Origin of the sequence: Dyella sp. RRB7, from assembly GCF_022761115.1 — a bacterium.
Classification (GTDB): Bacteria; Pseudomonadota; Gammaproteobacteria; order Xanthomonadales; family Rhodanobacteraceae; genus Dyella.
In genome coordinates this window covers 83,423-95,719 of the sequence record NZ_JAKWJS010000007.1, presented here as the reverse complement: position 1 = coordinate 95,719, position 12,297 = coordinate 83,423, and the positions used below count along the sequence as shown (strand labels likewise).

General features: G+C 64.8%; 9 protein-coding genes. 3 read left to right on the top strand and 6 right to left on the bottom strand.

Translation table 11 applies throughout. From position 1 onward, the window contains the following. Nucleotides 1-108: 108 nt before the first annotated feature. Nucleotides 109-1,161, top strand: coding sequence for a permease (locus MJ606_RS15515; RefSeq protein WP_243050451.1), 1,053 nt, complete (start codon nucleotides 109-111; stop codon nucleotides 1,159-1,161). Nucleotides 1,162-1,243: 82 nt separating this feature from the next. Here the strand turns inward: MJ606_RS15515 and fdhE are convergent, their stop codons facing one another. The 5 genes from fdhE to MJ606_RS15485 form a co-directional block, all read right to left on the bottom strand. Then, the gene (gene fdhE / locus MJ606_RS15510) at nucleotides 1,244-2,194 is read right to left on the bottom strand and encodes a formate dehydrogenase accessory protein FdhE (protein ID WP_243050450.1); all 951 of its coding nucleotides are present in this window, start codon (nucleotides 2,192-2,194) and stop codon (nucleotides 1,244-1,246) included. Continuing rightward, nucleotides 2,191-2,850 carry a formate dehydrogenase subunit gamma gene (locus tag MJ606_RS15505; protein WP_243050449.1) on the bottom strand — a complete coding sequence of 220 codons (660 nt, stop codon included), beginning with the start codon at nucleotides 2,848-2,850 and terminating at the stop codon, nucleotides 2,191-2,193. Before MJ606_RS15505 ends, fdhE begins: the two co-directional genes overlap by 4 nt. Continuing rightward, nucleotides 2,847-3,764 (bottom strand): formate dehydrogenase subunit beta, encoded by a 918-nt coding sequence (fdxH, locus tag MJ606_RS15500; protein WP_243050448.1) that lies wholly within the window; start codon nucleotides 3,762-3,764, stop codon nucleotides 2,847-2,849. Before fdxH ends, MJ606_RS15505 begins: the two co-directional genes overlap by 4 nt. Before the next feature lie 10 nt (nucleotides 3,765-3,774). Next, nucleotides 3,775-6,849, bottom strand: coding sequence for a formate dehydrogenase-N subunit alpha (gene fdnG, locus MJ606_RS15495; protein WP_279236920.1), 3,075 nt, complete (start codon nucleotides 6,847-6,849; stop codon nucleotides 3,775-3,777). Between the two features lie 157 nt (nucleotides 6,850-7,006). Beyond that, the gene (locus MJ606_RS15485) at nucleotides 7,007-8,731 is read right to left on the bottom strand and encodes a GGDEF domain-containing protein (protein ID WP_243050445.1); all 1,725 of its coding nucleotides are present in this window, start codon (nucleotides 8,729-8,731) and stop codon (nucleotides 7,007-7,009) included. Between the two features lie 354 nt (nucleotides 8,732-9,085). Between MJ606_RS15485 and MJ606_RS15480 the strand changes: the two genes are divergently transcribed. Together MJ606_RS15480 and MJ606_RS15475 are read left to right on the top strand one after the other, a co-directional pair. Further along, nucleotides 9,086-9,625 (top strand): DUF2058 domain-containing protein, encoded by a 540-nt coding sequence (locus MJ606_RS15480; protein ID WP_243050444.1) that lies wholly within the window; start codon nucleotides 9,086-9,088, stop codon nucleotides 9,623-9,625. A gap of 201 nt (nucleotides 9,626-9,826) precedes the next feature. Beyond that, nucleotides 9,827-11,221 carry a GGDEF domain-containing protein gene (locus tag MJ606_RS15475; RefSeq protein WP_243050443.1) on the top strand — a complete coding sequence of 465 codons (1,395 nt, stop codon included), beginning with the start codon at nucleotides 9,827-9,829 and terminating at the stop codon, nucleotides 11,219-11,221. Nucleotides 11,222-11,229: 8 nt separating this feature from the next. On the opposite strand, the gene MJ606_RS15470 is transcribed toward MJ606_RS15475, so the two are convergent. Next, entirely contained in the window at nucleotides 11,230-12,291 is a 1,062-nt protein-coding gene (locus tag MJ606_RS15470) for a heparan-alpha-glucosaminide N-acetyltransferase domain-containing protein (protein ID WP_243050584.1), read from the bottom strand. Between the last annotated feature and the right edge of the window lie 6 nt (nucleotides 12,292-12,297).

Sequence of the window (12,297 nt, the reverse complement as noted above, 5' to 3'; positions counted from 1 at the left end):
GCCGTTGGATCGTTTGCCCCCTCCGCAGCGCATCCGGCCTGCGGCATCCGGTGGGCAATGGCGTGCCCTGTAGGGCCTTGATGTCCCGGATTGTTCGCAGGGGGAGTCATGCCCGTCGCATCGCAGACAGCGCGCACCGTGCGCTTATCCGTGTTCCTGTTGCTGGCGGTCGCCGGCCTGTTCTACGTGAAGTGGCATCCGTACTACGGACGCGCTTTCGTGGCCGCGAGCCAGCATGCCATCGGCCATTCGATCCTGATGGGCGACGCGGCGAGCCCGCCGGCGCCGTCGTGGAATGCGGCGCTCGGTTACGCGCTCGCCTACGGCAAGGCGATCTGGCAGGCCATGCTGCTGGGCTTGCTGCTGGGCTCGGGCATCCAGGCCTTGCTGCCGGTGAACTGGGTGCAGCGCGTGCTGGGCGGTCGCGGTTTCGGCAGTGTGCTGGCCGGTGGCCTGCTGGCCGTGCCGGGCATGATGTGCACGTGTTGCGCGGCGCCGGTGGTGGTGGGCTTGCGCAAACACCAGGCATCGCCCGGCGCGGCGGTCGCGTTCTGGCTGGGCAATACGGTGTTGAATCCGGCGACCCTGATATTTACCGGCTTCGTGCTTGGCTGGCACTGGACCTTGCTGCGCCTGTTGCTGGGCGTGCCGATGGTGTTCGGACTGGGCCATCTGGCCAACCGCATGGCCGGCCCGGGCTCGCCACCGGTGACCGTGTCGTCGCCGGCAGAACCCGAGCCGCACTCGCTGGCTGAGGTGGGCAAGCGCTGGGCACGGATTTTCCTGCGCATGACGGTGCGGCTGATTCCCGAATACGTGGTGATCGTGCTGCTGCTGGGCGCGGTGCGCGCGTGGATGTTTCCCTACATCGGGCCGGCCATCGGCGATCAATGGTTCTGGATCGTGGCCCTGGCGCTGGCCGGGATGCTGTTCGTGATTCCCACCGCCGGCGAGGTGCCGATCGTGCAGGCGATGCTGGCCCTGGGCCTGGGGGGCGGGCCGGCCGCCGCCTTGCTGATCACCCTGCCCCCGGTGAGCCTGCCGTCGCTGGCGATGCTTGGGGGTTCTTTCCCCGTGCGGCTGCTGGTGGCGATCGCCGTGGCGGTGGTCGGCTTCGGGATAGTCGGCGGTGCGATCGCGTCGCTGCTGGGCATGCACTGAAGACGCATCTGGTGCAAACAGCTTGGCCTGCTACGAGTTCCGCTTTTGATCGTCATCCCCGCTTTCGCGGGGATGACGATCTTTAGTCGACCACCACCTCGCCATCGCCCACCAGCAGCAGCGGGTTGGGCGCGTGCCGGGCGTAGCCCGCCTCGGTGACCAGGATGTCCAGGCCCAGCGAGGCGAGATCGTCCGCATACGGATCGACCTGCATGTCCTTCAACTGGTAGAGCAGCTTGGCATAGGTATGGCATTCGCCGCAGGTCTCGGCCTTGACCACGCCGGGATCGCCTTCGATGCCTTGCAGCGATAGTTCGCGCGTACCACCGCAGGTGATGCACACGGCGCGCACGTGGTTCCACGCGGTGGAGCACAGCGAGCAATACAAGTAGCGCGTGCCGGGCGTGATGCCGCTGGCGGTGATCAAGCCGCTTACCGAAGGCGAACCGCAGCAGGGGCAGAGTGCGCGCTCTTCGAGCAGCCGCAAGTCCTCAGTCGTGAGGCGCGCCGCCGAGTCGGTGAAGTAAACCTGCAGGGCGGCGGCGACAAACACGGCGGCGCCCGCCTCGGAGGCAGCCAGGACGCCGCGCAGGAAATGATCCGCCAGCCGCTCCAGCGCAACGGCGTCGCTGCGCCGCAATTGCTCCATCGCCTCCACCGCGGCCGGCGGCAACCCACGGTGGTCGATACGGTCGAGCAGCAGAGCGAGCCCGTCGCGCCAGGACGCGTCGCGACGATGGCCATCCGCCGCCAGCGGCGGCAGCCGCGCTTCCGCAGCCTGCGCCACGATGGCCGGGCTCAGCGCCGCGTGCGGTGCAAGCGTCGTTGCCACGGCATGCTGGGCCCGGGCCAGCGTGGCCATGAAGCGCAGCCAGGCCTCCATTGGATGCCCATGGGCGAGCTGTTCCAGCCGCTGCGCGGTGGCGGCGAAACGCTTGGCCGGATCGGCCAGCAGAATCGGATCGGGCGCCTTGACGCCGGCATGGGACGGCCCGGTCCATTTGCCGCTTGGGGGTGTGCCAGCCTGCTTCACGGATGCTTCCTGATCGTGCGCTTGTCATGCTGGCCCGCCGCCAGTTCCCGCAGCCATTTGCGGTGGTGGCGCCAGGCCCAGCCTGGGGTCACGTAGCCCTGGGTCATGGCCCGCACCGAGTTGCGGATCCAGATCGCCGCGTACACATGGACGACCCACACGATGATGGCGGCGATGGCCGCCATGCTGTGGATCAGCACCGCCACGCGCTGCACGGGAATCGAAGTGGCCGCGCCGAAATACACTTCCCAGATCACCAGCCCGCTGAAGAACAGCACCGGGATCAACAGCGTCATCGACCAGAACACCATCTTCTGGCCGGCGTTGTTGCGGCCCACCTCCGGCACGTGTTCCTCGTCGTTGGTCACGACGTACCCGATCGACTTCATCCAGGCGATGTCGTCCTTGTGCACGAGGTTCTCGCGCCAGAACTGGATGATCAGGCCCGAGTAACTGACCAGCAGCATGATGCCGATCCATGGATGCACCGCCCGCGTCCATTGCCCGCCACCGAACAGGTCGGACAGGAAGAACAGTATCGGGTGGAACATCGACAGGCCCGACAGCGTGAGCAGCACGAAGCAGATGGCGGTGATCCAGTGGTTGACCCGGTTCACCACGGTATAGCGGGTAATCGCGTTGGCCGGCCGGGTCATGGCGACTTCTCCGATTCCGCTTCGTGCAGGACGCGCTCGCCCTCCACCTCGTCCTCGTCGGTCACCTCGTTCGGGCCAATGGTGATCGCGTGGAAGAAACCGGCAAGGGCGGCGAACGCAATGCCTATCACGGCCAACGGCTTGATGATGCCCTTCCATGCCCCGACCACCGGGCTGATGCGCGGCTTGTCGGGCAGGCCCGAGTACAGCGAGGGCTTGTCCGCGTGGTGCAGCACATACATCACGTGGGTGCCGCCGACTTCCGGCGGGTCGTACAGGCCGGCCTTGTCGAAGCCGCGGGATTTCAGTTCCTCGATGCGCTCGCCCGCCCAGTCCTTCATGTCGGTCTTGGAGCCGAACATGATCGCGCCGGTGGGGCACGCCTTGACGCAGGCCGGCTCCAGCCCGACCGCCACGCGATCGGAACACAGCGTGCATTTGTACGACTTGTGGTCCTGCTTGCTGATGCGCGGGATATCGAACGGGCAGCCCTTCACGCAGTAGCCGCAGCCGATGCATTTGTCGCTGATGAAGTCGACGATGCCGTTGGCGTACTGCACGATCGCGCCGGGCGCCGGGCAGGCCTTCAGGCAGCCCGGGTCCTCGCAGTGCATGCAGCCGTCCTTGCGGATCAGCCATTCGAGGTTGCCCTGCTCGTTTTCGTACTCGGCGAATTTCATCAGGGTCCATACGCTGGGACCCAGGTCCGCCGGATTCTCGTAGGACCCCTCGAAGTAGCCGATCTCCGGCCGCAGGTTGTTCCACTCCATGCACGCCGACTGGCAGGCCTTGCAGCCGATGCAGCGGCTCACGTCGATCAGCTTGGCGACCTGGTCCTCGTGGCTGCGGGCCGCGGGAGGCGTCATGGTCGACGCGGAGCGCCGGACATAGTCTTGCGATTGCAGATCTGACATGTCTATCGCCTCAGGCTGCCGGTGCTTTGGTCTTTTCTACATTGACGAGGAATGCCTTGAACTCGGGTGTCTGGGTGTTGGCATCGCCCACGGACGGCGTCAGCGTGTTGGCGCCATAGCCCTTCCTGGCCTGGCCGGTGAAGCCCCAGTGGATGGGCACGCCGATCACATGGGTCGGCCGGCCATCGACCGTGAGCGGCTTGATGCGCTTGGTCACATAGGCCTTGCACACCACTTCGCCACGCTTGGAAGACACCTTCACCCAACCGCCCTGCTCGATGCCCTTCTCCTTGGCCAGCACCTCGCCGATCTCGATGAATTCCTCCGGCTGCAGGATCGCGTTGATCAGCGCATGCTTGGTCCAGTAGTGGAAGTGCTCGGTGAGGCGGTAGGTGGTCGCCACGTACGGGAAGTTCTTTGGACTGCCAAACGCGGCGCGGTCATCCGCAAACACACGCGCGGCCGGATTGCTCTTCACCTTGGGGTGCAGCACGTTCTCCACCGGCGATTCCAGCGGCTCGTAATGCTCCGGGAAGGGGCCTTCCGCCATCAGGTCGCGGGCGAACAGGCGGCCCATGCCTTCGGCGTTCATGATGAACGGGCCGACGCCGTCGGAGGGTTTCACGGTGGGGCCGTAGTCGGGCACGTCGATGCCCACCCAGCGGCTGCCGTTCCACGAAATGACCGGCTTGGCCGGGTTCCACGGCTTGCCGTCCGGGTCGGCGCTGGCGCGGTTGTACAGAATGCGTCGGTTGGCCGGCCAGGCCCAGGCCCAGTTGGGAGCGATGCCCTGTTCGCGCGGGTCGGTGGCGTCGCGGCGGGCCATCTGGTTGCCCTTCTCGGTGAAGCAGCCGGAGAAGATCCAGCAGCCCGAGGCGGTGGTGCCGTCGTCGCGCAGCTGGGCGAAACCGTCCAGCAAGGTGCCCGCCTTGGTGGCCACGGCGCCGGTGGCCGGATCGGTGAGATCGGCCAGCGCGCGGCCGTTCATTTCCTTGGCCAGTTCTTCCGGGTCCGGGCTGACCGGATCGGTGTATTTCCAGGTCAGGTTGAGCAGGGGATCGGGGAAGGCGCCGCCTTCCTTGCGATACAGCTCGCGCATGCGATGGAAGATGCCGCTCATGATCCAGATGTCGGACATGGCCTGGCCGGGACCCTCGGCCGCCTTCCAGTGCCATTGCAGCCAGCGCGCCGAATTGACCAGCGAACCGTTTTCCTCCGCGAAGCAGGTAGTGGGCAGCTGGAACACCTCGGTCTGGATCTCGGCGGACTTGGCCGGGTTCTGCGGGCCGAAGTCCTGCCAGAAACGCGAGGTCTCGGTGTCCAGCGGGTCCATGGTGACCAGGAACTTCAGCTTGCTCAGGCCGCGGCGGATCTTGCCGCGATCCGGAAACGCCTGCAGCGGGTTGAAACCCTGGCAGATGTAGCCGGTCATCTGGCCGTTGTTCATCATCTCGAAGGCCCGGATGATGTCGTACAGCGGCACGTCGAGCTTGGGCAGCCAGTCATAGGCCCAGTTGTTTTCCTGCGTGGCGGCATCGCCGTACAGCGCCTTCTGCAGGCTGACCACGAACTTGCGGTAGTTCTGCCAGTAGCTGGTCTGGCCCGGACGCAGCGGTTTGAACAGCTTCGTCTTCATGTACTCGTCGAAGCTGGTTTCCTTGTCGGTGGGCAAGTTGAGGTAGCCCGGCATCTGGTTGGAGAGCAGGCCGATGTCGGTCAATCCCTGGATGTTGGAGTGCCCGCGCAAGGCGTTCATGCCGCCGCCGGCCACGCCGATGTTGCCCAGCAGCAGCTGGACCATGGCCATCGTGCGGATGTTCTGCGCGCCCACCGAGTGCTGCGTCCAACCCAGCGCAAACAGGCTGGTCATGGCCTTGTCCGGCGCGGCGGTGCTGGCGATCAGCCCGCAGATATGCAGGAACTTGTCCTGCGGCGTGCCGCAGATGCGCGAAACCATCTCCGGCGTATAGCGGGCGACGTGCTGCTTGAGCAGGTTGATCACGCAGCGCGGGTTTTGCCAGGTATCGTCGGATATGGCAAAGCCCTGCTCGTCCAGCTGGTAGTCCCAGCTCGACTTGTCGTAGCTATGGGTTTCCTCGTTGTAGCCACTGAACAGGCCATCCTCGAAGGCAAAGCCGTCCTTCACGATCAGGCTGGCGTTGGTGTACGCGCGCACGTACTCGTGCTGGATGGCGTCCTTCTCCAGCAGATAGCGGATCACGCCGCTCAGGAACGCGATGTCCGTGCCCGGGCGAATGGGCGCGTAGTAGTCGGCTACCGAGGCCGTGCGGGTAAAGCGCGGATCGACCACGACCAGCTTGGCGCCGTTTTCGATCTTCGCCTCGATCACCCATTTGAAGCCGCATGGATGCGCCTCGGCGGCGTTGCCACCCATGACAATGACGACGTTGGCGTTCTTGATGTCCTGCCAGGTGTTGGTCATCGCACCGCGACCGAATGATGGGGCCAGACTGGCCACCGTCGGTCCGTGTCAGACGCGCGCCTGGTTGTCGAACACCACCATGCCGAGGGAACGGGTCACCTTCCAGGTGAGGTAGGCGGTTTCGCTGGACGCCGCCGAGGCCGCCAGCATGCCGGTGCTGGTCCAGCGGTTGACGGTGGTGCCGGCCGCGTTGGTGGCGATGAAGTGCTTGTCGCGGTCGTCCTTCATCAGCCTGGCGATGCGGTCCAGCGCGAAGTCCCAGGACACTTCCTTGAACTCCGTGCCGCCCGGCTCACGGTAGCGCGGCGCCTTCAGTCGGGTGGGCGCATGCACGATGTCGAGCAGGGCCGAGCCCTTCGGGCACAGCGTGCCGCGGTTCACCGGATGGTCCGGGTCACCCTCGATATGGATGATGTTGGAAAGCGCATTCTTGGCACGGTCACCCATGCTGTAGATAAGGATGCCGCAGGCGACCGAACAGTAGGTGCAGGTGTTGCGCGTCTCGGTCGCGTGGGCGAGCTTGAAGGGACGTACCGCGGCAGCTTGTGCCTCCCCTGATGCCCCGAAACCGAGCATGCCGAGGCTCGATGCTGCCAGCCCCAGGCCTGTGAACTTGATGAACTCGCGGCGGGTGAGTGCCATGACGCTTGCGCTCCCGGAAATCTGGCTAGACATGCCGCCCCAGGAATGGGGCGCGGACGTGGCTTGAAAATCACGGTCAAGACAGCGGGAATGATCCCGTTGTTTGCTCAAAAATGTAGCATAGATTCAGGGTCGGCGCCGGTCACGTTCTTGCGGTTTACGTCCTCTCAGGGGCGGACACCAGCTGGTTTCTCCCCATGGCCTTGGCGCGGTACAGGGCGAAATCCGCCTCTCTCAGCAGGTCGCCCCAGGTGATGATCGACTCACTTCGCACAGCGACGCCGAAGCTGGCGGTGACCTGCAGCTCGATATCGGGTGGCACGCTTATCGTGCCGCGTGCCAGGGCGTACCGGATGTCTTCCGCCACCGCACACAGTTCCTCCACGGACCGGCCCGTCGAAAGCACCGCGAACTCTTCCCCGCCATAGCGGAACACCTGATGAGATTCGGCGACGACGTCCCTGATGCAGCCGGCAACCTCTTTCAGTACCGCATCGCCGACGACGTGGCCGTAGTTATCGTTGATCGACTTGAAATAGTCCACGTCGATAAGGATCAGGCCGCACTGTTCCTTCAATGGCGTAGAGCCGCCCGCCGGGTCTCCCGCCATGTCGTCGAGCGCACGCCTGTTCGACAGGCCCGTCAATGCGTCGGTATAGGCCAGCCGGCGCAGTTCCTTGCTGAGCTCATCGCGCTCGGTCGCCACGCGTTCACTCTGACGATGATGTGCCCTGAGCGCGTCGATGGCTGCATACAGCGAAATGATTTCCGCGCTGCGGCCATGGCCATGCCGTGGCGGAATGGGTTTGCCCTGCGCGAGGTCGATGATCTCCTGGCTCGCATGGAACAGCGGCTGCACGATCAGCCTGTCGGCAGCACGCAATGCAACGGCGAGCAGGCACAGGAATCCAAGCAGGATGACGCCGAGCAGGATCATCTGGTCGCGCGCATGCTTTCGCGTCTGGATCACATGCCCGATAGCCTCCTGCACAAACAGGTCGCCGAGCACCTCGATGCTATGCAGCTCGGGAATCACCTGATCGGTAAAGGAAGACGCGGTCAGTCCATAGCCGTGGCCGGAGCGGGCGATAAGCCCATCCATAAGCGGCATGGCCTGGCCAAAATAACCCTGCTCCACGCGCGCCCAGGCAAGAGTGATGTCATGCGAGGCACCCACGTCGCGAGTCATCAGGCGATGCAGCTGATCGATGCGCCCACGCAGGTCATCGATGGTGGATTGCCTGGCGGGCGAAATCGGTTCTTGCGTCAATAACGGAACGACCAGCATCGACCCCAGGCGCCCGCCGTACTCGCGCAAATCGCTGATGATGCGCGCCATCACGATGGCACCGGCTTGCGAGGATGCCTCGCTGGCAGCCTGGCGGGAGAAATATTCGATGGGCGCATCGAGCCCGGCTCTCGCCTCGACCATCTGGTCGATGACCCTTTGCAGATCTTCCGCCGAACGATCGGCCAGTGCCTTGCCGATCAGCGCATCGATGCGCTGGCGCCCTTGCATGAGCATGACCCGCGCCCGGTGGACGTCATCCACCATCGCCTGGGTGGGCGTGGCGTCATCGTGTCGCACGCGCTCGAAGCGATCGAACGCCTGGTCGGTACGCGCGCGCGCTTCACGAAGCCAGGCATAGGCAGGATCGGCCGGGTCAAGCCTTTCACGGCTGAGCAGCCGGTTGGAAGGGCCGCGTTCCGCGGACAACGCATTGCCGGCCTGCAGCACCAAGCCGTAGCCGACCATGGCCTGGAGGTCGCGCGTGCACTGTCGATAAGTCTCTACATAGCCGAGGAAGACATAAGCCGATGCGCCCAGCACCAGCAGCAGCCATACGAGTGCTCCGAGCCTGAGTTGCGCCAGAAGCTTCATCGATAAACTTCTCTTGCCATGACAATCAATGGCGTTGGCCATGGGGCCGCGTGCTTGATTGAGGCAGCCGACGGGTGGCGTACCGCCAGATCATTGGCATCCCTCTTGTCGATGCTTGCCTCATTAGTACCACGCCCGCAGGCAACGTCCAGTGTCCGCAAAAAGCGGGTAACGCCATGGGCGGTCCAGCGAGCCCCAAAAAGTGAGGCATCCCGTGGCGGCCGTTGTCCGACGCCGGACAGCGGCCGCATGCCATTCGACACCCTGCCGGCATGCCCGTATTCGCCATGTGACAGCGGCATCCCGAGTACAATCGACGCCAGCAATCATGCAAAGCCACCGCCCGTTCTCCGTATGCGCAATCCACTGCAGGAACAGTTGCTCAAGGCCGGCCTGGTCAAGAAGGGCAAGGTGGACCAGGTGGCCCGCGAACAGGCCAAGCAGCGCCAGGGCAAGGCGACGACGACGCCGGCCGAGGAGGCGGTGAATGCGCAGCGCCTGCAGGCCGAGCGCGCCGAACGCGACCGCGCACTCGCCGCCGAACGCAATGCCCAGCTCCGTGCGAATGAACTGCGCGCGCAGATTCGCCAGATCATCGACGTCAACAGAATCAAGCGCGAGGGTGAGATCGCCTACCGCTTCACTGTCGGCGAGACGATCCAGAGCGTGCCGGTGAACGAAACCCAGCGCAGCCAACTGGCCAAGGGCACGCTGGTGATCGCCCGCCATGACAACGGCTATGAACTGCTGCCGCGCGATGCGGCCGAGAAAATCTACGCCAGGGATGCCTCGGCGATCGTGCTGGACCATGGCAAGGCCGCAGCCAGCGCCGAAGCCAGCGACGATGACGAGTACTACAAGCAGTTCCAGGTGCCCGACGACCTGATCTGGTAAGTCGAGGGTTGCCTTGGGCGGACCACTCGCCGCCAGCCATCTTCCTGTTATAGGGTGCTCGCGAGTATCAGGAACTCGCTGCGATGACCTGTTCGACAGGCCGCGGGAGCACGGATGCCACGCCTGGCGGTGGCACGCATCTTGCGCCATCCACCGGTGATAGCACGGTATGTGTCACATGCTCACGGTTGATGACAGCAGATGGAAACCAAGGCAATCACACCGCTCGACAAGATCCTGGATCTGCTGTGGGACGCCATTTGCGTGGTCGATACCGAAGGGCGATACGTCTTCGTCAGCGCCGCCTACGAACGCATTTTTGGCTACGCGCCCGACGAGGTCATCGGCCGGCGGATGATCGAGCTGGTGCATCCGGACGATCGCGAGCTGACTTTGCAGACGGTCGCGGCGATCATGGGCGGGCAACCCCAACCGCATTTCCAGAATCGCTATGTCCGCAAGGACGGCAAGGTCGTGCACATCATGTGGTCGGCGCGCTGGTCGGCACTGGACGGCGTGCGCATCGCCGTGGCTCGCGACATCACCGAGCTCAAGCGCGCCGAGTCGATGACGACCGCGCTGCACGCCATTTCCGAGGCGGCCCACGCGTCGGATGACCTGCCCGCGTTGTTCGCGCAGATCCACCAGATCATCGGCAGCCTGTTGCCCGCGCCCAACTTCTTCGTCGCGCTGTACGACGCCGAGTGCAGGCAGGTGAGCTTTCCTTATTTCGTGGACGAGCGCGGCGGGACGCCCGCGCCGCAAGGCATCGATTCGGGCACGCTGACGGCCGAGCTGATCCGCACGGGCCAGGCCATCTTGTTGACGCCCGACCTGTCGTCGGATGGTTCACTGGCTGGCCACGGCGGCGATGCGCTGCATTGGCTGGGCGTGCCTTTGATATCCAGGGGCAGCACCATCGGCGCGCTGGCGGTGCAGAGCTACTCTGACGCCACGCGCTACACGGCGGCCGACAAGGAGCTGCTGCAGTTCGTCTCCACCCAGGTCGCGGCAGTCATCGAACGCAAGCAGGCCGAGGCGAGGCTGCATCACATCGCGCGGCATGATCCACTGACCGACCTGGCCAATCGTGATCTGTTCTATCAGCAGTTCGATGCCGCGCTGGACAAGGCCCGGCGCTTTGGCGGCCATGTCGCCCTGCTCTATATCGACCTGGACAAGTTCAAGCAGGTGAATGACCGGTTTGGCCACCACACGGGTGACCTGCTGCTGTGCGAGGTGGCCCAGCGGATCAGGCAAGGGCTGCGGGAAACCGATGTGGTGGGGCGCGTGGGCGGCGATGAATTCGTCGTGCTGCTCAACGATCTGCATGCGCCCGGCGATAGCCTGGCGGTCGCCGAGAAATTGCGGGCGGCGCTCAACGAGCCGTTCCTGCTGGCCGGCCGGCAGCTGCAGATATCGACCAGCATCGGTATCGCCACCTTCCCCCACCATGGCGGCGAGGCGCGGCAACTCACGCGAGCCGCCGACTACGCCATGTACCACGTCAAGAAGAATGGCGGAAACCGCATACGCCTTGCCAACGCCCTGGATACGCCGGATGACGTGGCCTCTGTTGGTGACCGCGTTTCCTGAGACAACGCTTAAAGCTTGAGGTAAAGGCGGCGCCGATCCATCGCGTAGACGATCACCCACCACACCGCGACAAACACCACGGCGAAAGCGAGCGACGCCGCATAGGGACCGGCCAACGGCGTGATCCAGCTGGCGAAGCCATGTTGGTAGAGCGGGTCCTGCATATGCAGCCCCGGCAGCAGGATCTGCATCAACTCCGAGCCGGCATAGGCAGCCACCGCATTCACACCAAAGCGGCGGCCCACGGCCGGCCAGCCGCGCCGGTCGATCGCCAGATGGAACAACGCCAGGGCCAGCATCGCCCAACCAGCGCACCACAACACGAACGAGGAGGTCCACAGGTTCTTGTTGAACGGCAACACCAGCGACCACGCGAAACCCAGCAGCAGCGACGCCGCGCCGGCGATCAGCAGCGGCCTGATCTTCTCCTCGCGCAAGCACTGCCCGGCGCGCAGGCCCAGCAGGCTGGTGGCCAGCGAAGGCAAGCAACCGGGCAGGCCTTCCGGGTCATGGCCACGGCCGCTCACCGGATCGATCAGATAGACGAAGCGGCCAAAGATCGCAAAGTCGGTACGGCTGACGATGTTGACGAAGGGCTCCAGCGTGCCACCGAGGCTGAGCAACCCCCAGTAACCCAGCAGTATCGCCACGATGGCGGCCCACTGCGCGCGCGGCTTGGTATAGATGGCGAACGCCGCCGCGCCGGCAAAGCACACGCCGATACGTTGCAGCACGCCGGGGAAGCGTAGATGGGCGCCCGGCATGATCAGCCACGCCAGCACGTTGATCGCCACGCCCAGCAGCACGATGCGCAAGGCGCGCTTCAGCGCTGTACGCATAAGCCGGCCCTTGTCGGCACCCTGCTCCACGCGCGGACCGATCGCCAACGCGATGGACACGCCGACCACGAACAGGAAGAACGGAAACACCAGGTCGGTAGGTGTGCAACCATTCCATGCCGCGTGTTCCAGCGGCCAGTACACGTGGCCCCAGTCACCCGGGTCGTTGACCAGCAGCATCAGCGCGACGGTACAGCCGCGCAGCGCATCGACGGAAGCGAGACGACGCACAAGCTG